This window comes from Sorangium sp. So ce887, from assembly GCF_051521455.1.
Taxonomy (GTDB): Bacteria; Myxococcota_A; Polyangia; order Polyangiales; family Polyangiaceae; genus Sorangium.
The window spans coordinates 10,254,745-10,277,675 of the sequence record NZ_CP150354.1 but is presented as its reverse complement, the minus strand read 5'-3'; the positions used below and the strand labels follow the sequence as shown (position 1 = coordinate 10,277,675).

Sequence of the window (22,931 nt, the reverse complement as noted above, 5' to 3'; positions counted from 1 at the left end):
CGCCTGCGCGCGGATCTGTCGAAATCTTGAGCGCTTCCTGAGGGCGTGTGAAAAGTGCGCCCGCGCTCGAGGTCCGGGAGCGAGAGGGGATCTCGATTCTCGCGTCGCGTGACGACAGCGGCACCACCTCGACCCGCGGGGGATGGCCTTGTCTTCGCACGACGACCGCCGGTGCTCGACGCTCGAGCTGAGCGATACCCTGCTGTACGGAACGCCGTACCGGCCCGTGCGTCGGCTGGGGCGGGGCGGGATGGGCGAGGTGATCGAGGCCGCGCACGTGGGCCTCGACAAGCCCGTGGTGGTGAAGCTGCTGCACCGCGATCTGAACCGCGAGCCGCGGCTCGTGGAGCGGATGCGCGTCGAGGCGCAGTCGCTGGCGCGGCTCGCCCATCCCAACCTGGTGACGGTGACCGACTTCGGGCGGACGGCCGAGGGGCGGACGTTCCTCGTGATGGAGCGGCTCTACGGCTGGACGATGCGCGAGGAGCTCGCGGCGCGCGGCGCGCTGCCGCCGCTGGAGGCGCTCGACCTCGTGACGCAGACGCTCGCCGGCCTCGCCGCGGCGCACGGCGCGGGCATCGTCCATCGCGACGTGAAGCTCGAGAATCTCTTCGTGTGCGACGCGGACGCGCAGGGGCGGCGCGTGGTGAAGGTGCTCGATTTCGGCATCGCCAAGGTGATCGCTCCGCGCGGCGACGGCCGCGCGCCGGCGCCGTCGCTCTACCAGACCGAGGAGGGGGTGCTCGTCGGCACGCCGCGCTATCTCTCGCCCGAGCAGGCGTGCGGGCTCGCCGTCGACGCCCGCACCGACGTGTATGCCGCCGGCGTGGTGCTCTACGCGCTGCTCGCCGGTCGCGATCCGTTCGAGCACATGAAGCGCGTGCACGAGCTCGTGCGCGCCCACGCGAGCGAGGTGCCCGCGCCGCCGTCCTGTCACGCGCCGCGGCCGGTGCCGCCGGAGCTCGACCGCGCCGTCATGAGGGCGCTCGAGAAGCGCCCGGAGCTCCGCTTCCCGGATGCCGCGGCGTTCGCGGACGAGCTGTCGCGCATCGGCGCCGCGCTCTCGCGAGAGGCGACGCCGGCGCCGACCTTGCCGGCGGGGTCGTGCTGGCAGAGCACGGCGCCGCTGACGGTGCCGCCGGTCCGCGCGCTGGTCGCACCGACGTTGAGCGCGACCGTGGAGGCGTTCGGCCTGACGGCGCCCGGCGGGGCGGCGCAGCCCAGCTCGGGACCTGCGCTGCCGCGCGGGCCGGAGGCGCGGCGGGCCGGGGGGAGGCGCGCGCGACGGCGGGCGGCGCGCGCGGAGTCCAGCCTGGCGGCCATGGCGATGCTGGTGGTGAGCGTGGTGCTGTTCGGCTTCGCCGTGGCGCTGCTGGTGAGCGTCGTGGGCTGACGGGCGGCCGCGACGTCGCCGCAGTTGCAAGGAACCTCACCCGGCGCAGCGAAACCGCTACCCTGCGGGGGTGGGATGGACGGGCAGCGCTGGCGCTGGGGGGGCGGCTCAACCTGGGTGGGGGCGGCTCAACCTGGGTGGGGGCGGCTCAACCTGGGGGCGGCTCAACCTGGGTGGGGGAGGCGGCTCAACCTGGGTGGGGGCGGCTCAACCTGGGGGCGGCTCAACCTGGGTGGGGGACAGGTGCAGGACGGGTGTAATAAATCGAGGCTGCGGCATCGAGGAAGACACGACAGCGTAGCCATGGACAACACCCACGGGGTCCAGGGAGGCGGCAGGATGGTGGCCAGGGTCAACTTCGCGCTCGGTCGGCCCGCTGGGCCGCGCCTCGCCCGAGGTCGCGGTCCGGGGCCTCGGCGCGCGCGGCCACCGAGCGGCGCCGTCACGCCCGTGACGGCGGTGGCTCCCGATCCTGGTGCATCCCTGGACGCCGTCGTTGTATCGCTGCGGAGGGGTCGTGATGCTTGGGTGCGTGGTGGCGACGGCTGGGTGGGGTATCTTCGGGGCTATGCCGTGGCCCTACCCCCGAGCGAGCGCCGACGTATCGCGCGCCGGCCAGCGCACGTTCGACGCTGGCCCGCGGCGCACCCGCGCTGGCCGGAGCGCTGCCGCGGCGCCCGCCGCGCCGTCTACAGAGCAGCGGTCGAGGCAGATCGCCTCGGGAGCACGTCCATGACGACGCGGAGCTTTGGACCGGATGCTCGATGCGCTGCTGCCCACGCGGGGCAGCGGCGCGCCTTTTGCGCGTGGCGAGAGGGGCTGGCATGACCAACAGGAACGCGAACAAGAGCTCGCCAGGGCAGCCGGCGGGTCAGGGCGCTGCGGGCGACGCCGCGTCGCAGCCGCCGACGCAGCCGCAGCAGCCGCCGCGCGGCTACGACGCGCCGAGCTTCGCACCGCAGGAGCACCCCTCGCTGGCGCACCCGCGGGCGCATGCGCAGGAACCGCGCCGCAGGCCGGACGAGGCAGCGCCGGCCCCCGCAGCGCCGCCCGCCGAGCGCATGATGCAGTGGGGCGAGCCCAGGCCGCGGCGCCGTCAGGACCGCGAGGCGGGGCCGAGCGAAAAGCAGGTGTATGTTCCCCCGGTCACCCTGCCCCCGAACCGGGAGCACCAGGCGATGGACCTGCAGAAGATCCAGGTCGCCCCGTCGCTGCTGAAGGGCGTCGACGAGCGGAACCGGCCGACGATGCGCCGGATCCCGGTGCACGGCATGCCGAGCCCCCCGCCGGGAGTCCCCGAGGGGCCGGGCGGCGCGCGCCCCGGCGGCGTGCGCACGGCCCGCGTCGGCGTGGGCAGCGGCGTCTGGCCGCCGCCCGAAGAGCCGACCCGCAAGCAGCGGCCGGCCGCGTCGGCCGCTCCCCAGCCCGCCGCAGCCGTCTCTCGAGCGGACCTGCCGCCGGCCGCAGCGCCCCCCGATGCCGCCGTCGCCGCCGCTGCTTCCGCGGCAGCGCTCGCGGCGCGCCGCCGCGCGGTGCCGCTCGGCCTGTTCGCGCTGCTCGTGTTTCTCGGCAGCGCCACGGTCGCGGGCTTCTGGGTGCTGTGGCGCGCCGCCAACCCCTCGGGCCCGCGCGACGCCTCGGTCGCCGAGGACGCCCGCGTCCCGGCCCCCGAGCCCGGCATCGCGACGCCCACCCCGAACGCGCTGCCCGAGCCGCCGCCGCCGCCTCCGGTGGCGGCCAGCGAGCAGCCGCTTCCCACCGCGGAGCAGCCGGTCCCCACCGCGCCGGACGTACCGCCCGCGTCGCCTGCCGCGGAGCGGACCTCGCCGCCCGCACACTCCGGGGCGGTGGCCGCTGCCCGCCCGCCGTCGGTGCGCCCTGGGGGGCAGGTGAAGCGTCCCCCCAAGCCGCCTGCCCCGCCGGAAGACTTCTACGAATCGTCCGTGAGCCCTCCGATCCCACCACCGGTCCTGCCGTCTGCGACCCCTGCGTTGCCCACGACGCCGCCGGGGACGACCGCGCCCCCGCGCCCATTCCCCTGAGGCGTCGCCTCTCCGGATTGCAATCCTCCGGCAGCCCCCATGCGAAAGCCATTCTTGAAATACGCGCCTCTGTTCCTCCTGTGCTCGACGGTCGCTCTGGCGCCGGGCGTCGCGAGCGCGACCGGCAAAGCTCGGCTCATGCCCACCTCTCCGGCCGACGCGCCGGCCGCGAACTCGAGCGCGGGCGAGCGCGCCGCGCAGCTCTACCGGGAGGGGAACAGGTTCTACGATGAGGCGCGGTTCGTCGAGGCCGAGGCGCGCTATCAGGCGGCGTGGGACCTCCAGCAGAGCTTCGACGTCGCGGGCAATCTCGGGAACGTCGAGCTGGAGGTGAGCCAGCCCCGCGAGGCGGCCGAGCACCTCCTGTACGCGCTCAACACGTTTCCTCTCGGCGACACGGAGGAGAAGAAGCTCTTTTTGCAGCAGCGGCTCGCCGCGGCCAAATCGCAGGTCGGCGCGCTCATCATCAACGTGAACGTCGATGATGCCGAGGTGCTGATCGACGGCAAGGTCATCGGCCGGTCGCCCATCGAGGCCCAGGTGTTCGTCGATCCTGGCAAGCGCACGATCGAGGCGCGCCGCTCCGGCGTCCGGACGTCGACGTCGCTGCTCGTGGCGAGGGGCTCGGACCAGAGCATCGCCCTGAGCCTCGACGCCGGCTCGAACCTCCCGCTGGTGGTCGCGGGCGGAGCGGTCGGGCTGCTCGGGGTCGCATCGGGCGTGACCTTCGCGATCCTCTCCACCGCGAAGGGCAAGTCCGCCGCGGCGGAGCCTTCCGGCAGCGCGCGGCGCATCGACCTGCGCGACACCCAGACCACGCTCGCCAACCTCTCCTTCTGGAGCTTCGTCGGCGGCGGCGTGGTGCTCGCCGGGACGGCCGCGTACGCGCTCCGCACGTCGGGCCGCACGCCGCCGGCGCCGCGGGCCGCGCTCACCCGCTTCCACGCCGCGCCCCTCGTCACCGCCGACGCGAAGGGCCTGCTGGTCGGCGCGAGCTTCTGAGCCCGCCGCCAGGAGCCCGATCCGGGCTCACCGTGGTTGAAAGTAGCGACCGACCTGCTCGCGGTACTCTTCCGGGACGTCGCTGCGCTCGACGCCGCCGATCTCCTGGGGACCCACGACGCCGAGCGCGCCCTCGCCTTGCACGTTGGCGGTGTCTCCGGCGCGTCCCGCTGTCCGGCCCATCGCGATCCCGGGCATCGGCCTGCCCGGATTGAGCCTCGCGCCGGCGCGTGAGCGCAGCTCACCCCCCGCGATCGCGCCGGTCTGCCCCTCGTGGCTGCCCGGCCCGCCTCCCTCGGAATGACCTGGCTGCCCGGGCCCTTGCCCTTGCTTGCCTGCGCCGCCCGCCTGCGAGCCCTGGCCGCGCTCTCCGCTGCCGGATCCCGGGCTGCCCGAGCCACCGGCGACCGGCGTCGGGACGGGCGTCCCCCCGAGCTGCCCCTCGGCCTCGCCGGCCCCGCGCTGCGCGTCGTCGAGCGCGCCCTGGCGCTCCGCCTCCTCGCTGCTCGGGCCGCCCTCCTGGGCCATCCGGCGCAGCTGCTCCTCGAGCTGCCGCTGGCCCTCGGGCGTCGCCAGCTGCCGCGCGAGCTCGCGCATCTGCTCCTCGGACGCAGGCTCCCCGGGCGCGCCCTCGGGCGACCGCGCCACCCGCTGCTTCAGGCGCTCGGCGAGCTGCTTGCGCTCCTCGGGGCTCAGCTTCTCGAGCGCCTTCTCGAGGCTGTCGGCGAGCCGCCGCGCGTCCTTTCCGCTCCCGGTCCGGCCGAGCTCGCCGAGCGCCTCGCGCCCTTCGTCGCCGAGCGCCTCGCCGAGCGCTTCGGCCAGCTCCCGCAGCTTGTCGGCCTGCTTGCCGCGCTGATCCAGCAGCTCGCGCTGCTCCTCGAGCGCCTTCGCCACGCCGGGGGCGCCGGCCCTCTTCGCTGCCTCGGCGGCCTCCTCGAGCGTCTTCCTGGCCCGCTCGCGGTCGGTCTTTTCGACCCGGTTCGCGAGCCGCTCCATCTCCTCGTCGAACGCCACGAGATCGCGGTCGCCGAGCGCCTTCGCCGCCCGTTTCAGCTGAGGGTCCTCCCCGAGCTTGCCGAGCGCCGACTCCATCCCGTGACGCTGCTCGCCCTCGCCGAGCGACAGGCGCTCGGCCGTGATCGCGTCGCGGAGCCTGCCGATCTCGGCCTGCGCTTCGCGGCGCTCGACGCCGCTCCTCAGCTTTTCGCGGAGCCGCTTCGCGTCGTCCGCGAGCTGCTTCAGCCGATCGCGCTGCGCGGTGTCCCGGGCGTCGACCTCGGCCAGCTGGATCACCCGCTCCAGCCCGGCGATCTCGGCCAGGCGCACCTGCTCGGCCCCGGGCGGGGGCGCTGCTGCCGCAGGGGCAGGCGGCAGCGGGAGCCAGCTGAGATAGCCGATGGCCGCCGCGGCGAGCGGCGCGCCCGCGTGCCAGGGTCGCCACAGCGGCGCGCGGACCTGCGGGGCGGTCGCCCGGTCGAGGGCCGCCGCGGCGTGCGCGAACACCACCTCGTGGGCCGCCGCTGCGCCGGTCCGGGCCGCGCCGTCGCCCGCGCGCTCGGCGGCCGCGAGCTCCACGGCCGTGGAGACCGACTCGGAGGCGCCGAGCTTGCCGTCGAGGAACAGCGCGACGTTCGGATCCGACCACCGCCGCCGCCGCGCCACCGCAGCGCCGGTCACCGCGCCGAGCAAGCCGCCGCCCGCCATCCAGGGGCGCAGCGCGCCGTACCGCGTCTGCCAGGCGGCCGCGGCGCCCGCCGCCCCGAGCACCAGCCCCGCGGCGGCGCCGGTGAGGATCAGCTCCAGCGCGAGCCGCCGCCGGACGCGGCGAGACCAGCGAGCGAACGCGGCGTTGAACCGTCGCCGGGGGGACGCATCCACCATCCTTCGATGTTTACCCGCGGGCAGACGCGCCGGCCAGCGCTGCCTCGGACACACCATCGTGACGCATCGGACGCATCGCGACGCATCGCGACGCATCGCGGGCGCGCCGGCTCAGGGGACGGAGCACCATTTCAAGTGAAATGAGGCGAGATCGAGGCGCGCCGGGATAACGTCCTGGTCACCGCCGAACACGTTCAAGTCGCACTTGGCAAAAGAGAACTTGCATTCGTGCGGCCCCTGTTGAGACGTCCGGAGCGTGGCCGGACAGGAGCCATGAAAAAGCTCGTCGTCAACGTACATTCGCATGTTCACGACAGCGGCGTCGCCGCCCTCGCGCTTGCTGCCGAGCAGGTGGAGATCGAGGTAGTAGAAGCCCCTCCTGCCCTTCGAGTGATCCACCAGCTCCAGATTGGTTTCGCCATTGAGGAGGGAGCAGTCAACGTCCCAGCTGTTGTCGAATCGGGGGACAGGCAATTGGCCGTCATCGCCCGTGTCAAGCACCAGCTCCTCCCCGTTCACGGTCATGATCGCCTTGCCGTAGGCTTCAGGAATTTCCGGGCTAGCCGAGCACCCGAACGGCGCGAGCGACAGCACGAGGCCTTGGGCGAGGAGGGGTCGGTGCATGGGAGCTCTCCAGCAACATGGCGGGCGAGAGTATCGCACGAGGTCGACAACCATGAACGCGCTCAATTTGGTTGATCCATGCGTCGTGGCGGATGTCAACTGGAAACGGAGGGCTCGGCGTGAGGACCTTGTTGGGACTGACCCACGTTGCCTTGGAGGCCTGGAGATCCGACCCACGTTGTCCACGGATCGGTCACGGGCACCGGCGCCGGCCCCGCGCCGTCGTCGCAGATGCCACGTATCTCGTCACCCGACGCGCATGGCGGCAATGCCTCCGATTCCGATTCCGATTCCGATTCCGAATGGACGCCGCGATTGCCCGGTCGAGCATCGCCAAGCAGCATTGGCCTGAGAGGCCGCCATTGCGATCTCGCTCCCGCCCGAGCTGGTGGAGGAGGACACGGCAATCACCTGCGCCCGGGTGCACGAGCGCGTGCCTCGGCCTCGGTCGTATTGGTAGATTCGCCGTTCGCCGATGAACAACGGATTGCCTCGGTCGGGTCGAGGCACGGTACGGCGCCTCGGTCGCGCCAGGCCTTCAGGGCTCGAACACGACCTTCACGCAGCCTTCCTTCTTGCCATTGAAGAGCTCATGCCCCCGTCTCTCCGCCCTGCATGCCAGCCCAGTCGACGACGGTGTAGCCGGTCGGGAGGATGAGGCGCGCCGCCCCGCGGATCACGCGGTCGCACGGCGTGGCAGGCGGGCTCGCTCAGGGGAACAGGGGCGTGCAGAGCGGATAGAAGGAGGAGAAGTCAGGCCGCTGCAGAAACACCGTGACGACCTCGTCGTAATGGGTCGTCCTGGGCTTGTCCGCCAGGTTGCTCGCTGCGGCCTGGCAGCGCTCGTACCCGTCGAGGGAGGCGTCCTTGCACACGCTGCCCTTCAAGTCCGACAGGTCGCGGCACGGGCCAAGGAAGTCGAGGCTGCAGTCGTTCTTCGACGCGCACGTCCGCCCCGGCACGAAGGCGGTCTCGTTGCCGGCGCACGACAGCTGGAGCAAGGCGCCGCCGCACGAATACATCCGCGAGCCGATGTCGCCGAGCTCGTCGCGCCTGCCGAGCGGCTGGAATGCGTTGCCGAAGAAGGAGATCTCCTCCTGCTGGTAGATCCGCCGCTCCGCGCTGTCCGTGGCCAGCGCTGGATGGCGGCCGCGCAGCGAGATGGCGACCTCGACGCCGTACCCGTTCACGTGCGCCAGCAGGCACGCCGTGACCCAGCGCTGCGACTTCTCGGGGAGCGGGGAGCGCAACCAGCCGGGCGCGAGGCCGATCCGCCCATCGAACCTGTACGTCGTCGCTCCGACCTCGCCGACGAGCGACTGCCCCTCCGGGAGCGCACACGCGATCGTGTAGCGGAGGAGCTCACGACCGTCCTCGTCGAGCAGCAGATCCGTGGTGGTCAGCGCGCGGCCGTCCGCGGTGAGGCGGCTCATCGAGAGGCTGTTCATCGAGAGGCGATTCATCGAGAGGCGATTCATCGAGAGGCGGTTGGTCGATATCAACGCCTCTTCCGACGTGCCCACGGCCTCCTCGGAGCCCGGCTCGGCGCTGGATGCGCAGCCGAACAACGCGAGACATGGAATCGCAACGACCGTCCGTAGCGCGGTGAGCCTCATGGGGTGCCTCTCTTTTCGAGTGCGGTGGGGTTTCCTTAAATCCTTGCAATCGTCGGGCCATGCCTGACCGCTTCCACCCCCGTCGCACCGAGGCGGAGCGCCGCGAGGTCGAGCTCCGCACGCCGAGCACCCGGGTTGAGCTCCGCAGCAACCCCTCCATCGGCGTCGTGCCGCGAGCTGAGGCGAAATGCCTCAGCTCGAGGGATCGATCCAGCGCACGCCGCATTGCGTGATTCCCACCCGGATTCTCGCCCGCGGGGGGCACCATCGAAGCACCGGCGCCGCGACACCCTCTCGCCACGCTGAGGCGATTTGCACCGGGGTTCCGGGCGCACTCGGACGCAGCTTTCGTCATTCGCTGCGCGCCAGCGCGCCCGGGTGCGATCCGCCCTCGGACGGCTCGGCAGGCGCCGGCAGCAGCGCCGTCACCGCCTCGAAGCGAGGCTGCCACATGCGGCAGCCGGCGAGCACGGGCCGCGCCCTGTCGAGCACCGCCGACGCCTCCGGGTGACGCCCGGCGGAGGCGGCCGCGCGCGCGCGGAAGTAGAGCACCTCGAGCAGCTCCTCCACCGGCAAGGTCCGCTCCGCGAGATCGGTGAGCGCCTCCCAGCTGTCCTCCGGCTCCTCCGCGCCCGCGGGGATCTCGAGCCCCTCGGCCGCGAGCACCAGCTTCAGCGTCCGGAACAGCGCGAACAGCGCCGGCGCCGAGGCGTCGGGGCGGCACCGCTCGGCGACCCACGCGACGAGGCGCGCCGCCTCCCTGACATCACCGCGCGCCGCCTGGATGCGGGCGATGAGCAGCGCGTCGTCCGGGGCAGCGCGCTCGCCGAAGCGCTCGTCGAGCACGCGCGAGCGGCGCGCCAGCGCGAGCGCCTCGTCCTCGCGCCCGCACCAGTGCAAGAGCTCGGCGAGGTTGTGCGTCGCGACATGCTCGGGCCCAGGGTTGCCGATCTCGCGCGCGAGCTCGACCGCGCGGCTCAGGTCCTGGAGCCCGCGCTCGGGCGCGCTCAGGGCAGCCCACAGGTACGCGCGGTTGGCGTACGCCGAGCAGAGGTGCAGCCGATCCTTCATCTCCCTGGAGAGCGCGATCACCTCGCAGAAGCGCGCCTCGGCGTCGCCGAGCCGGCCCGCGATCACGAGCGCCATCGACAGGAGCAGCAGCGCGATGACCCGCGTCTCCTGGTCGCCCTCCGCCGCGGCGCCGGCCGACGCGCGATCCAGGAGCTCGATCGCCTCCGCCACCCGCTGCTGACGCCAGCACGAGCGGCCGAGCGCCATCCGCAGGCGGTTGTCCAGCCTGCGATCCCCGAGGCGCTCGACGAGGGCGCGCGCCTCGGACGCGCGCTGCGCCGACGCCGCGTAGTCGGTCGCGTGATCCAGCGCCGTCGCCTCCTCGAACAGGAGCTCCGCGGCGAGCCGGTCGTCGCCGAGCCCCCGCGCGAGCTCCCGCGCGAGCGCGAGATCCGCGAGCGCCTCGGGGATCCGGTGCAGGCAGTACCGCGCCTTGCCGCGGCCGGCGAGCGCGTGGGCGCGCCGCCGCGCGTCGCCCTCTTCCAGCAGCGCGAGCGCGGCCGTGTAGCGCTGGTCGGCCTCGACGCTGTCGTGGCTCGCCGTCGCCCGGTCGCCGAGCGCGAGGTGGGCCGCCGCCGCCGTCGCGCGCTCGCCGCACGCGGCCGCGTGCTGCGCCAGGTGCCCGAGCCCCCGCCGGTCCGGGGCGCCGGGATCCACGCGCGCTCGCCAGAACGCGAGCGCGTGCGCGTGGATCGTCTGGCGCTGCAGAGGCGCGAGCGCGTCGTAGACCGCATCCCGGAACGTCGCGCTCTCGAACGCGTGGATCCCCCGCTCGCCGCGCACGAGCAGGGACAGCGAGCACAGCGCGCCCAGGCCGACCCCGGCGTCGATCGGCGTGCTCGCTCCGCCCGCCTGCTCGACCGCGTCCTGGATCGCCTCCACCTCCTCCCGGGTGAAATCGGGGCCGAGCGCGGAGCAGAGCCGCACGCAGGCCGCGAGCTCGGGCGAGAGCGTGTCGAGCCGGCGCGCGGCCAGCCACTGCCGTACGGGCAGCGGCGGGAGCTTTTCGAGCGCCGCGGTCGCCACGAAGAAGGCCCCCGTCGGGCGCCGCTGGACCGCGCCCGTGCGCTTCAGCGCGCGGACGAGCTCCGTCAGGCAGGACGGGTTGTACCCGGACCAGCTCGCGAGCTGCCGGAGCGCGGCCTCGGGCGGGTACTCCGCCGGCAGGAGGAGCTCGGCCGCGAGCCGCATCGCGTCCTGCTCCGAGAGCCGCCCGAGCACCGCGCGATCGTGCCGCTCTGCGCGCGCGCCCCAGCTCCGGCGCATGTCCTCGAACCTCGGGTGCGCCGCCACGAGCACCCAGAGCGAGCAGCCCGGCGCGTCGAGCGTCGCGAGCTCGAGCGCGTCGAGCGCCGCGTCGTCGGCCCAGTGCGCGTCATCGAGGAGCACCGCGACCGGCGCCTCGCGCGCGCGGCGCCGGAGCCCCTCGGCGATCGCGCGCATCGTGCTCTGCCGCAGGGACCACGGCGACACGCCCGCCTGCTCCGGCGGCATCCATCCGAGCGCCGCGGCCACCGCCGTCCACGCCTCCTCGGCGAGCGCCTCGCCGAGGCGCTCCGCGCAGAGCGCCCGCACGTCGTCGGGCGGCGCGGCGGCGTCCACGTCGAGCACGCGGGCGAGGAGCTGGCTCGACGCGCGCTCGCCCGCGAGCGGCTGCGCCGCGCGCAGGGCGATGAGCTGCGCCCCCTCCTGCATGCGCCGGACGAGCGCGACCGCCTCGTCCGTCAGGCGCGACTTGCCGAGGCCCCCCTCGCCGATCAGCGTGAACAGGCCAGGGCACCCGCCGGGCAGGCTCGCCTCCATGCTCACCGCGAGCGCGCCGACGATCTCGTCGCGGCCGACGAGCGGCACGGCGCTCGCGGAGCCCGGCGGGGGGCGCGAGCGCGCGGCGAGCCGGTAGAACGCCGCGCCGGGCGTGGGCGAGAGCGCGGGGTCGCGCGAGAGCCCGCGGAGCTCGCCCTCGGGCAAGGCGCGCACGAGGTCCGCGGTGAGCGCGACGCCGCGAAAGTCGCCGCGGGGCATCCAGGCGTCGGGCTGCTCGACCGGGGCGCCGTAGGCCGCGGGCGGCCCCTGCTCCTTGCGGCGCACGATCAGCCCGGCGATGTGCACGGCCGCGCGCCCCGCGTACCGCTCCTCGACCTCGCGGGCGACCGCGATCGCGGCGCTCACCGGATCGTCCGCGTCGAGGCCCGAGAACACGCACACGAGCCGGCCCCCGCGCTGCCTCGCCACGAACCCCTTGCGCGCGGCCACGGCGCTCATCACGGCGGCGGACGCGCCCTTCGCCTCGGCCACGAGCACGACCGCGGGCTGCCGGCCCTCGGTGAGCAGCGCGCCGCGCGCGGGTTGCGCGTTCGGCGCGGGCTGTGCGCCGCCCGGGCAGGCCTGCGCGAGCGCGCGCCTCAGCGCGGCGACGTCGGGCGGGCGGCGCTCGGGCTCCTTCGCGAGGCAGGCGAGGACGAGCCTCTCCAGCTCGTCGGGCACCGCGGCGAACTCGTGGGGGCGGTGCGGGCGGAGCGCGAGGTGCCCGTGCTCGATCTCGCCCCGATCGCCGGTGAACGGGAGCCGCAGCGTCAGGAGCTCGTAGAGGATCACGCCGAACGCGTAGATGTCCGTGCGCTCGTCCTGGATCGGGTCGCCGCGGATCTGCTCCGGGGCCATGTACTCCGGGGTGCCGGCGACCGCGCCGCGGGGCGTGATGCCGTCGTCCGCCTCCAGCGCGCGCGCATGCTTGGCCAGGCCGAAGTCGAGGAGCGCGAGGCGCTGCCCCCCCTCGGCCAGGAGGAGGTTCTCCGGCTTCAGATCGCGGTGGATCACGCCCTTCGCGTGCGCCGCCGCGAGCGACTCGAGGAGGGCCGCGCCCATCGCCACGACGTCGGCGGCGCCCGGCGGGCCCTCGAGATCCGCGAGCACGTCGGCGAGCGTCCGGCCGCGGAGGAGCTCCATCGCGATGAAGGGCCGCCCGTCGCGGAGCGCGCCGCTCTCGATCCACCGGGGCACGTGCGGCGGGCCCACCTGCTCGAGCGCCTCCGCGTCGCGCCGGAACCGCTCCACCATGAGCGGGCTCGTCCACCGTCCCACCTTGAGCGCGACGGGCTCGCCGCCCTCCGCCCGCGCCGCCTCCCACACCGTGGCGAAGCCGCCCGCGCCGATGCGCCGCAGCGGCGTCAGCCCGGGGAGCGACGGGGCGGGCTCCTGCGGCTCGTCGAGGGGGCGGCTCGGCGGCGGGAGCCATGCGTCGCGCGGGCAGGGCTTCGTGCCGGAAATGCGGCGATGGCAGACCTGACAGCGGGGCAAGCTGCCTCCTTGGGCAAGAGCTTAGCCCGTTCGAGGCCCTGGACGAGGGCCTCATCCACCCCGATCACCCCGATGGCACGTGGTGTGCTTCTTCCCCGAGGGTGTGGCAAGAGACCGTTCGCTCGTTGGTCCTGACCCAGGACGATGCGGTGCAGAGAGCCGTGTCGGACAGGAAGGCCGCGCTCGACACGGCGTGCGGCGGCGACGCCGGCGGGGCGCTCCTGTACGTGGAAACCTGCGGAGCGCCTGCGTCGTCGGGGCGACCGCAGACGCTCCCCGCGGGCAGCCGGGTGGGCGACTACCTCGTCGAGGAGAGCATCGCTCACGGCAGCTTCGGCGTCGTCTACCGCGCCGTGCACGCGGAGAGCGGCAAGCGCGCTGCGGTCAAGGTGCTCCACCCGGAGCTCGCGTTCACCCGCGAGGCGGTCGTGCGGTTCGAGCGCGAGATCCAGACGATCCGGCGGATCGACCATCCCAACGTGATCCGCATCCTAGATTGCGGCGAGATCGCCGGAGGCCGGCCGTTCTTCGCGATGGAGCTCCTCCGCGGGGTCGATCTCCAGTCGTACCTCCTCTCGCGCGGGCGGCTCTCCGCGGAGGAGGCGCTCGAGATCCTGGAGCCTGTCTGCGAGGCGCTGTCGGCGGTCCACCGGAGCGCGATCGTCCACCGCGATCTCAAGGCCTCCAACGTGTTCATCGCCGACGAGGGCCGTCCTGCGCGCGTGGTCCTCCTCGACTTCGGCGTCGCCAAGATCCTCGACGACGCGGGGCCGGGCATCACGACGGAGGCCCACCTGCTCGGCACGCCGGCGTGCATGGCGCCCGAGCAGATCCGGGGGCAGGCGGCGGACGCGAGGACGGACGTCTACGCCCTCGGCGCGCTCGCGTACTACATGCTGACAGGCAAGCTCCCGTTCCTCGACTCGATGCTCGCGACGCTCCTGCACATGCACCTCTGGGTGCACCCGCCGAGCCCGAGCCGCGAGGCGCCCGTGAGCCCCGAGCTCGACGGCGTGGTGCTCCGCGCGATGGCCAAGGATCCCGCCGCGCGGCACCAGACGGCGGGGGAGTTCATCGAGGGGTTCCGGGCGGCCGTGGCCGCGGCGCGGAAGAGCGTCGCGCCGCTGCGCGGGGGCCCGGAGGAGCGCCGGGTGGGCGCGATTCACGTCGAGGTGTACGCGGAATGCGGCGCCACGGACGAGCCCGACGACGCGCTGCTCGCCGATCTGGACGAGGTGCTGCCGCTCGTGTCGCGCTTCCTCGCGGCGAGGGGCCTCGACGCGGCGATGGAGACGGGCAATACGCTGCTGTTCTTCAGGGAGCTCGCCGCCCCGGAGCCGTCGGACCGGGCGGCGCGACGGGAGATCGTGGAGACCGCGCTGCTGCTCGAGCGCGCGCTCGTCGAGCGCGGGGGGCGCGACGCGAGGGTGCACGTGAACCTGTGCCTGCACGCGGGCCGGGTGCTGATGCGCTCGTCGGAGGTCGTCGGCGGAGAGCTCATGGAGCTCGATGCGTGGGCGCCGGAGGTCCAGCTGCCCGGCGTCCTCGCGACGGCGGCGATGCTCGACGGCCTCGAGCTCGACGCGGAGCCGCTGGAGCACGCGCCGGAGCTCCGGCGCGTGGCGGGCCGGACGACGGCGTCGAGCCCGCGCTAGCTCGGTACGTCAGGCATCCTGCCGACGGGACCAGGCGGCGCTGCGGCCCTGGCGGCGCGGGAGGTCGGGGCGCGCCGCTACTGCGGCAGGTAGAGATCGGGATCCGCGACCCTGCCGATCACGATATCGCGCGCCTGCTTCGCGTAGTACGTCGAGCCAGGTTGCGTGCTCCAGGCGTGTCCCGCGATCGCGCCGGTGGTGCTGCTCGCATAGAGGCGCATGACGCCCCGCCCGACGCCCGGGTGCCAGGAGCCGTCCGCGTTGTGCCGGGTGTCCGTCGTCCCGTGGCCCGTGGTGCTCGCGTCGAGGACGGCGAGCGCGTACTGGCTCGTCCCCGCGACGAGCGGATAGGTCGCCGAGCGCAGCACCGCGGGCCCTGCCGCGATGGCGACGTGCCCGGAGGCCGTGCTCCCCCACGGATACTCGATCGCGATGATGTCGCCCTCCTCGATCTGGCTCACCGTCAGGACCTGCTCGAAGCCGACCTCATCGATGATCCTGTCGTGGTAGAGGACGGCGTTGGGGCTTGTGCTGCCGAACCACAGGGTCATGTCGTAGCTCGACAGACCATAGGCCCGCTTGAGGACGTGGGTGACGAACGACGCGCACAGGCTGCGGCTCCGGTACGCCGTCGCTCCTTCGATGCCGGCCCATTGAACATAGCTCGTGCCGCTGCCGTATTCGTTGTTCTCCGGGGCGATGTGGGTCACGAGGGTGTCGGCCCATCGGAAATGGCTGGGCTCCTCGGCCGACTGGGCCTCTGCCGGGAGCGGCGCGAGCAGGCTCAATCCCGAAAGGACGACGGCCGGAAGCGCGCGAACAGCGGATCGTGAGCTCATGCAATTCATTGCATTCATGCTTTCCTCCCGTGTGGAATCGATGGTCCCGCGTGGGCTGGGTACACCAGCACCGGCGGCTCCACCGGCGTCGCGGTGGAGTGCCGGCCAAGCGAAGTGGGGGCACGAAGCTGCTCAACATACGCCGCTCGGTCGGCCGCTACAATCACCGTCGCGACAGCGAGCCACGGGCGTCGCTCGGGTCGACGCGTCGGTTCGACGCTCGGGTCGACGTGGGATTCCACACTCGGTTCCACGCGAGATTTCATTCGAACAGTGTTCCCTCCATTTCCACAGCCTGTCTCCTCCGGACGACACCCGTGCACGTCAGCTCCGGGCGCTCGCGAGGACGCTCCAGGAGAAGATCGCTCCCTCGGGGAGGCCCAGCGGCGCCGGCCGCCTCGCCGGCCCCTATCTCTGCCGTTTTGTTGACAGATCCGCGCAGTTGGATTGGATGGCCGCGTGCCCCCCGCGAAGCGCGCATCGACCGACCCCCACCCCGTCCTGACGCTCGGCGACGCGCTGGAGCACTACGCCTCCTGGCCGAGGCCCACGGTGATCGTCTCCGACGGCGCTTATGGCGTCTCCGGCTTTCCCGGCGACCCGCCGACGCACAAGGAGCTCGGCGCGTGGTACGCGCCCCACGTCGCCGCCTGGTCGGAGCGCGCCTTGCCGTCCGCCACCCTGTGGTTCTGGGGGACCGAGATCGGCTGGGCGACCGTGCACCCGCTGCTCGACCAGCACGGCTGGGAGTACCGGAGCTGCCATGTGTGGGACAAGGGGATCGCCCACATCGCGGGCAACGCGAACACCCGGACGCTGCGCAAGTTCCCGGTCGTGAGCGAGGTGTGCGTGCAGTACGTGCGCAAGGTCCTCCTGGAGAGCGGCGGCGTGGGGCTGCCCCTCAAGGCCTGGCTACGGCACGAATGGGAGCGCTCGGGACTCCCGCTGCGCCACACGAACGAGGCGTGCGGCGTGAAGAACGCCGCCACGAGGAAGTATTTCACGCGCTGCCACCTCTGGTATTATCCTCCGGCCGAGGCGTTCGAGCGGATCGTCGCGTTCGCGAACGCGCACGGCCGCCCCGAGGGGCGGCCCTACTTCTCGGTCGACGGCAAGCGGCCGCTGACGGGCCCTGAATGGGCCAGCCTGCGAGCGAAGTTCCATTGCGAGGTCGGGGTGACCAACGTCTGGCGCGAGCCCGCGGTCCGCGGCGCCGAGCGCTTCAAGGAGGAGACCCGCTCCGTCCACGGCAACCAGAAGCCCCTCAAGCTGCTCGATCGCATCATCCGGGCCTCTTCCGATCCGGGCGATGTCGTCTGGGAGCCGTTCGGCGGGCTCTGCTCGGTCGCGGTGGCGGCCTTCGCCGCGGGGAGGCGCTGCTACAGCGCCGAGATCGCGCCCGCATACCACGCCGTCGCGTCTAGCCGCCTCGCGAAGTGCATGCCGCGGCCGCGTGTCGAGATCTCGGCGGCGTGACGGCCGGTGTCGGCCTCGCTCCTCCGCATGGTACCCTGCTCCCCCATGGCGACGCCGAGGATCGTGACGGTGGGAGGAGGAACGGGCCATTATACGCTCCTCACGGGCCTGCGCGACCTGAGCGCTCGCATCACCGCGATCGTGACCATGATGGACTCGGGCGGGAGCTCCGGCAGGCTCCGGGACGAGTACGGCCTCCTGCCCCCCGGCGACTTCACACGTTGCCTCGTCGCCCTGTCCGAGCACCCGGCGGCGCTGAAGGAGCTGCTCGGCCATCGCTTCCGGTCGGGGAGCCTCGGCGGGCACACCCTGCGCAATCTGATATTCACCGCGGTGCAGGAGATCACCGGCTCGCTCCCCCTCACGGTCGAGCGCCTGCACGAGATCTTCTCCGTCAAGAACCGCGTCCTCCCCGTCACGATGGATCAGGTCGATCTCGTGATGCATCTCGAGAACGACCGGACCATCCGCGGGGAGGCGTCGATTGACAACCTCTCCGACATGCTCGATGCGCCCGTGCTCTCGGTCTATCTGGATCCCGAGGCCAGGGCCTATCCAGCGGCGCTCGAGGCGATCGCGGACGCGGATCTCATCATCCTCGGGCCGGGCGACCTCTACACGAGCCTCGTCCCGAACCTCCTCGTCAAGGGGGTGCGCGAGGCCATCGCGGCGAGCCGCGCCCGCGCGCTGTTCGTGTGCAATCTCATGACGAAGCCCAACGAGACGCCCGGTTACACGGTCGAGGACTTCGTGGGGACCATCGCGATGTACCTCGGGGAGGCCCGGCTCGATGCGGTGCTGTTCAACGACGTGTGGCCCTCGGCCAGCCTCCCGGAGTACGCCTCCGCCGGCTCCGAGCCGGTCGTGACCTCGCCGGACAGGCGGCTCGCCTCCGACCTCCTCGTCCCCGCCGACCTGCTGTTCGGCGGCAAGCTGATCCGCCACGACCCACACAAGCTCTCGTCCGCGATCGTGTCGCTCGCCCGGGAGCGCGCGTGGTGGTGAGCCCCTGAGGACGTCCGGCGCCCACATGGAGTGCACCGATCGCGCGGGAGCGCTCGGCGCGGGATCATTTGCCACGCCTCACCAGGTTGCCCCATCGCTGCCGGGCGCCCGCGCACGCGACTCGCCCCGGCGGCCGCGGCAAGTGGCTCGGCTCATCGTCGCTGCGGCGTCCGTTGCGCCGTCGTCCAGATTGGTATGTGCTTCGCATAGAGCCGGGCTATCGCCATCTCAGAGGCTGATCATTTCAGGACGAGGTAGAGCGCTATGACCACCATCGGTAATGACCAGTACACTTCGACCGGGTACAAGAACGGAATCTACGAGGGCGGCGCGCAGGAGGGCGGCTCGCAGGAGTCGAGCTCGCAGCAGGCGCAGGGCGGCGAGGGCGGGGTGAGCCTCGACATGCTGCTCAAGTTCGCCAAGGACATCCAGGGCAAGGTCAAGGACGTCCCGTACATCGTTCCGCTCGCGATCGGCGGGGCGGCGTTTGCGCTCGGCGTGCTCGCGAGCTCGAAGATCCTGCGCCAGCTCACCCTCGTCGCCGGCGGCTACGTGGTCAAGTACGCGATCCAGAACGCCCCCAGGGATCAGATCGTCGACTTCGCCAAGAAGGTCGTGTCCGATTCGTTCAAGGCCTCGTCGCGGGTCTGAGCGCCCGCGCGTCGAGCCGCCGGGCCGCCGCGCCCGCGGCCCAGGAGGCCGCTCCGCAGGCCGCCATGACGGCCGCCATCGGTCGCGCGGAGCCGTCGTTCAGGAGACCGACCAGCGACGAGGCGCCGGCCGCGATCGCGAACTGAGTCGAGCCGAGCGCCGCGGAGGCGAGCCCGGCGCGGGCGCCCTGCCCGTCCATCGCCAGCGCCGTCGCGTTGGAGCCGATGAAGCCGAGGCTCGCCACGAATGCGAAGAGCGAGCCGACCATGGCGGCGAGCCCGCCCCAGCGGCTGACCGCGACGGCGAGGAGGACCGCGCCGACCGCGGTGATCGCGGCCGTCGCCCGCGCGAGCAGCCAGGTCGGCGAGCGACGCCCGAGCAGCCGGTGGTTCACCTGGGCGCCGGCGATGAGGCCGAACGCGTTCGCGCCGAAGAGCCAGCCGTAGTGCTGGGGCGAGACGTGAAATAGCTCGATGAGCACGAACGGCGAGCCCGAGATGTACGCGAACATGCCGGCCTGCGCGAAGGCGCCCGTCAGCGTGTACGCGACGAAGGCGCGATCGCGCCCGACCTCGCGCAGGTGCGCGCCGATCGCCCGGAGGTCGAGCCGCTCGGTCCGCGCGACCGCCGTCTCGGGGAGCGCCGCGGCCATCAGCGCCAGGCATCCGAGGCCGAGCGCGGCGAGCAGCGCGAAGATGACCCGCCAGCCGGCGACGAGGAGCAACCAGCCGCCGAGGGTCGGCGCGAGGATGGGCGCGGCCCCCATGACGAGCATGAGCAGCGAGAGCAGCCGCGCGGCGGCGGCCCCGGCGTAGAGGTCGCGGACCACGGCCCGCGTCACGACCTGCCCCGCAGCGCCGCCGACGGCCTGGAGGAAGCGCAGCGCGATGAGCGACTGCACGTTCGGGGCGAGCGCGCACCCGATCGAGGCGAGCACGTAGAGCGCAAGACCGGCGTACAGGGGGCGCTTGCGGCCGAACCGATCGGTCAACGGTCCGTAGGCGAGCTGGCCCAGCCCGAGCCCCGCGAAGTACGCCGCGAGCGTGAGCTGCACCGCGGACGCGGTGGTGCCGAGGTCGCGCTGCAGCGTCGGCAGGCTCGGCAGGTACATGTCGATCGAGAGCGGACCCAGCGCGGTGAGCGCACCGAGGATGAGGGCGAGGAAAACGGGGCTCCTTCGCGGGACGGGCGAGCTCAGCATCTTGGGCGGACGAGCTATGTAGGACTCGCGGCGCCCCTCGGCCAGGGACGCCCGGCGCCCGCGGCGGATGCGAGCTCCGGCTTCCTGCGCCGGCAGCGCGGCGTCGCTCCATCGAGCACGTCCATCGCGTCCTGCCCGGCCCGTCTACCTGCGCAGGAGGCGGCCCTGCCGGGTCTTGCCCGTCAGCACGCCGTCCTGCGCCACCACCTCGCCGGTGATCAGGACGGCCCGGATCCCCGACGGCGGTGCGTCAGCTCGCCGCGGCGTCGTGTTGTCCGCCACCGTGGCCGGATCGAAGACGACGAGATCCGCCCAGTGCCCGGGCACGATGCGTCCCACGTCGCGGAGCCCGATCCGCTCGGCGGGCAGCGACGTCATCCGGCGCACGGCCTCCTCGAGCCGGAACAGGCCGAGGTCGCGGCTGTAATGGCCGAGCACCCGCGGGAACGTGCCGAACGACGCCGGGTTGTGTCGGCCGCGCCGGGTGAGGATCGCGTCGGTCTCGAACGCGCAGAGCGGGTGCGAGAGCACGGCCCGGAGCGGCTCGTCCTGCGCGTCGACGCCGGAGTACGTGTTCACGAGGACGCGCGCCCTGCCGTCGCTCACGCGGGCGACGTGCACGTAGGCGTCGAACTCGCGCTTGCCGAGGCGCCCCGCGATCTCCTCGAAATCGAGCCCCTCGAGCCCGGCGAGCTCCGGGACGGCGCCCCAGAGCAGCCGGATGTCCGCGTACTCCAGCCCGAGGAGCAGCCGGAACATCGCGAACTCCCGCCGGAGCCGGCGGAGGACGGCCGGGTCGTCGATGCGGGCGCGGAAGTCGTCGAGCACCCAGGCGGGGAAGAGGGCGTTCACCGTGGTGTTGCCGACCGTGTAGGGGAAGGCGTCGAAGGCCGCGTCGACCCCTCGGTCCACGGCCCGCTCGATCGCGCGGAGCACCCACCGCGTCGTGGGCCACGTTCGCCGGCCGATGAAGATCTGGTGCGAGAGCTGGATCTTCGCGCGGCTCTCCTCGGCCAGGCCGAGCAGCTCGCGGACCGAGCGGAGGTTGTGCGGCGGGCCGAGGAGCAGCGGCCTGTAGAACGGCGAGACCCACGTGTAGGCCCGGCCATGGACCGTGAACACGCCGCCCTCGCCGGCCACCGTCCGGAGCAGCGTCAGGAGCTCCTCCTTGCGCGCGAAGACCCCGGGCGTGTAGGCCAGGCCCGCCGAGAGCCCGAACGCGCCCTCGCGGAGCGCCGCGCGCGCGAGCGAGCAGAGCGCCTCCATCTGCTCCGCGCTCGGGGGAGCGGCGCTGTTGCCCATGACTGCCTGACGGAGCGTGCCGTGCCCGACCAGGAGCGCCGTATTGACGAGCAGCCCGCCATCCTCGAGGGCGCTCAGGAACTCGCCCATCGATCGCCATCGGTAGGCGAGATCTCCGTCCTTCAGGATCTCCGCGGAGTGCTCCACCAGCGGAACGGACGCATCGGTGACCGGGGCAGGGGAGTGCCCGCAATTGCCCGCCACCACGGTCGTGATGCCCTGGGCGACCATCGGCGCGAGGACGTCCTCGTGATCTGGTAGCGGCAGGAGCCAGTCGATGTGTGAGTGGATATCGATGAAGCCGGGCGCGACGGCGAGCCCGCTGGCGTCGAGTGTCCGCCCTCCCGCGAGCGCGCCCGGCCCGGCGATCGCGGCGATCTTGCCTTTCTGGATCCCCAGGTCCGCCAGGTAACGAGGCTGGCCGCTGCCATCGAGGATCGTTCCCCGCGAAATGACGAGATCGAACTCCATCCGCCGCCTCCTTGGGAACGTCTGTCACGAACCATGCGACCCTGAGGAATTCAAGCGAAGCGGGGACATGGGGGTTCCCCCGCGGGCATCACGCGCGATAGCCTCGAGCCCGCCTTTTTGCCTCAGGGAGATGCTCGCGTGATGGAGATCGCTTCGCATTCGCTGCTCGCGGAGTTTTTCGCCAGCTGTCCTGAACTGCTCTTCGTCGCGTCGGCCGCCGGAGGACTGCTCCACGAGAACGATGCTCTGCGAGAGGTCATCGGCCCCGCGAGCGAGGAGGGCACGATGCTCGCAGAGCTCGCTCACCCGGAGGATCGAGCCGCGCTCCTGGAGGCGTGGGTGAAGCTCGAGCAGACGGGCGAGCCCGCCTCGTTCCGCGTCCGCCTTCGCGACGCGCGCGGGGCGTATCGGCCGCTGTCGTGCAAGGCGAGGCGATCGCCCGATCGCAGCGCGATCTTCGGGTCGCTCCGGGCAACGCCCGAGATCGCCGAGGAGGAGCTGACGACCCTCCGCAACAAGGCGCGCGTCCTGGACAGCATGGTCAAGCACGTCGACAGCATATCGTTCTGGGCGCTCGACCCCGGTGGGGTCTGTTTCTATCACGATGGCAAGGGGCTCGAGAGCGTCGGGCTCAAGTCCGGGCAGCTCGCCGGGGTCAACTGGATCGAGTTCTATGGGAAGCAGCCAGACGCAGCCGGCGTCGACATGCCCGAGCCCGAGATGCGCGACATGCGCACGTGGTTCGACGGGAAGGTGCGCCGCTTTCGCACGGAATCACTCGGTATCCACTGGGACAACTGGGTCACCCCGCTTCACGACCAGCGCGGCGAGCCCGGGGGCGGCGTGCTCGGGTTGTCGTTCGACATCTCGGCGTCCAAGCGCACAGAGAACGAGCTGCGCGCTCAGCTGCACCAGATCGAGGCGCAGCAGCAGGTCATCCGCGATCTCTCCACGCCGATCATCGAGGTCTGGGACGGCGTGCTCACGCTCCCCATGGTGGGGACGGTCGACAGCGTGCGCACCGCCGACGTCATGGACAGCCTGCTCTCGAAGATCGTCGAGAAGCAAGCGCGCTACGCCATCCTCGACCTCACCGGCGTCGAGGTCGTCGACACCAAGGTCGCGAGCCACCTGATCGAGCTCGTCACCGCGATCCGGCTGCTCGGGGCCGACGGGATCGTCGCCGGCATCAAGCCGAACGTCGCGCAGACCATGGTCTCGCTCGGGCTCGATCTCTCCCAGCTCAACACGCAGCGAAACCTGCGCGCCGCGCTCAATTACGCGATCCGGAGCATGACCCGCGCGGAGTCGCCCGCGCGCTCCGGCAATCCGCCCGCCGGCAAGGCGCCGGCGAGCTGACGGCCCTGCGCCAGCGCTGTCTGGCGCGCGCGCGGCGAGCGCGCTA

General features: G+C 72.7%; 15 protein-coding genes. 8 read left to right on the top strand and 7 right to left on the bottom strand.

Going from position 1 to position 22,931, the window contains the following annotated elements; genetic code table 11:
- The first annotated feature begins 142 nt into the window (after positions 1-142).
- The 3 genes from WMF36_RS38460 to WMF36_RS38450 all read left to right on the top strand — a co-directional run bounded on the left by WMF36_RS38460 (position 143) and on the right by WMF36_RS38450 (position 4,437).
- A complete protein-coding gene (locus WMF36_RS38460) occupies positions 143-1,393 on the top strand; it encodes a protein kinase domain-containing protein (protein ID WP_437575803.1) in 1,251 nt (416 codons plus the stop codon).
- An 824-nt stretch (positions 1,394-2,217) separates the two neighbouring features.
- Entirely contained in the window at positions 2,218-3,435 is a 1,218-nt protein-coding gene (locus tag WMF36_RS38455; RefSeq protein WP_437575802.1) for a hypothetical protein, read from the top strand.
- A 138-nt stretch (positions 3,436-3,573) separates the two neighbouring features.
- Positions 3,574-4,437 (top strand): hypothetical protein, encoded by an 864-nt coding sequence (locus WMF36_RS38450; RefSeq protein ID WP_437575801.1) that lies wholly within the window; start codon positions 3,574-3,576, stop codon positions 4,435-4,437.
- 27 nt (positions 4,438-4,464) lie between these two features.
- On the opposite strand, the gene WMF36_RS38445 is transcribed toward WMF36_RS38450, so the two are convergent.
- The 4 genes from WMF36_RS38445 to WMF36_RS38430 all read right to left on the bottom strand — a co-directional run bounded on the left by WMF36_RS38445 (position 4,465) and on the right by WMF36_RS38430 (position 12,926).
- A complete protein-coding gene (locus WMF36_RS38445) occupies positions 4,465-6,318 on the bottom strand; it encodes a hypothetical protein (protein ID WP_437575800.1) in 1,854 nt (617 codons plus the stop codon).
- A gap of 111 nt (positions 6,319-6,429) precedes the next feature.
- A complete protein-coding gene (locus tag WMF36_RS38440) occupies positions 6,430-6,942 on the bottom strand; it encodes a hypothetical protein (protein WP_437575799.1) in 513 nt (170 codons plus the stop codon).
- A gap of 710 nt (positions 6,943-7,652) precedes the next feature.
- Positions 7,653-8,465, bottom strand: a complete 813-nt coding sequence (locus WMF36_RS38435; RefSeq protein WP_437575798.1) for a hypothetical protein — start codon at positions 8,463-8,465, stop codon at positions 7,653-7,655.
- A gap of 444 nt (positions 8,466-8,909) precedes the next feature.
- Complete coding sequence (locus tag WMF36_RS38430; protein ID WP_437575797.1) at positions 8,910-12,926, bottom strand: protein kinase domain-containing protein; 4,017 nt, start codon at positions 12,924-12,926, stop codon at positions 8,910-8,912.
- A 161-nt stretch (positions 12,927-13,087) separates the two neighbouring features.
- On the opposite strand from WMF36_RS38430, the gene WMF36_RS38425 reads away from it, so the two are divergent.
- Positions 13,088-14,581 carry a serine/threonine-protein kinase gene (locus WMF36_RS38425; protein ID WP_437575796.1) on the top strand — a complete coding sequence of 498 codons (1,494 nt, stop codon included), beginning with the start codon at positions 13,088-13,090 and terminating at the stop codon, positions 14,579-14,581.
- Positions 14,582-14,658: 77 nt separating this feature from the next.
- On the opposite strand, the gene WMF36_RS38420 is transcribed toward WMF36_RS38425, so the two are convergent.
- Positions 14,659-15,420, bottom strand: coding sequence for a hypothetical protein (locus tag WMF36_RS38420; protein WP_437575795.1), 762 nt, complete (start codon positions 15,418-15,420; stop codon positions 14,659-14,661).
- A gap of 717 nt (positions 15,421-16,137) precedes the next feature.
- On the opposite strand from WMF36_RS38420, the gene WMF36_RS38415 reads away from it, so the two are divergent.
- The 3 genes from WMF36_RS38415 to WMF36_RS38405 all read left to right on the top strand — a co-directional run bounded on the left by WMF36_RS38415 (position 16,138) and on the right by WMF36_RS38405 (position 18,552).
- On the top strand, positions 16,138-16,896 hold the full coding sequence (locus tag WMF36_RS38415) for a DNA methyltransferase (RefSeq protein ID WP_437582010.1): 759 nt from the start codon (positions 16,138-16,140) through the stop codon (positions 16,894-16,896).
- A 45-nt stretch (positions 16,897-16,941) separates the two neighbouring features.
- Positions 16,942-17,901 carry a gluconeogenesis factor YvcK family protein gene (locus tag WMF36_RS38410; RefSeq protein ID WP_437575794.1) on the top strand — a complete coding sequence of 320 codons (960 nt, stop codon included), beginning with the start codon at positions 16,942-16,944 and terminating at the stop codon, positions 17,899-17,901.
- A gap of 264 nt (positions 17,902-18,165) precedes the next feature.
- On the top strand, positions 18,166-18,552 hold the full coding sequence (locus WMF36_RS38405) for a hypothetical protein (protein ID WP_437481473.1): 387 nt from the start codon (positions 18,166-18,168) through the stop codon (positions 18,550-18,552).
- Here WMF36_RS38405 and WMF36_RS38400 read toward each other — a convergent pair.
- Both WMF36_RS38400 and WMF36_RS38395 read right to left on the bottom strand, forming a co-directional pair.
- The gene (locus WMF36_RS38400; RefSeq protein ID WP_437575793.1) at positions 18,530-19,753 is read right to left on the bottom strand and encodes a multidrug effflux MFS transporter; all 1,224 of its coding nucleotides are present in this window, start codon (positions 19,751-19,753) and stop codon (positions 18,530-18,532) included. The two genes, WMF36_RS38405 and WMF36_RS38400, sit on opposite strands and share 23 nt — an antisense overlap.
- Positions 19,754-19,897: 144 nt before the next feature.
- The gene (locus WMF36_RS38395) at positions 19,898-21,526 is read right to left on the bottom strand and encodes an N-acyl-D-amino-acid deacylase family protein (protein ID WP_437575792.1); all 1,629 of its coding nucleotides are present in this window, start codon (positions 21,524-21,526) and stop codon (positions 19,898-19,900) included.
- Positions 21,527-21,667: 141 nt separating this feature from the next.
- Here WMF36_RS38395 and WMF36_RS38390 point away from each other — a divergent pair, with 141 nt between their 5' ends.
- Complete coding sequence (locus tag WMF36_RS38390; protein ID WP_437575791.1) at positions 21,668-22,885, top strand: STAS domain-containing protein; 1,218 nt, start codon at positions 21,668-21,670, stop codon at positions 22,883-22,885.
- Positions 22,886-22,931: the final 46 nt, after the last annotated feature.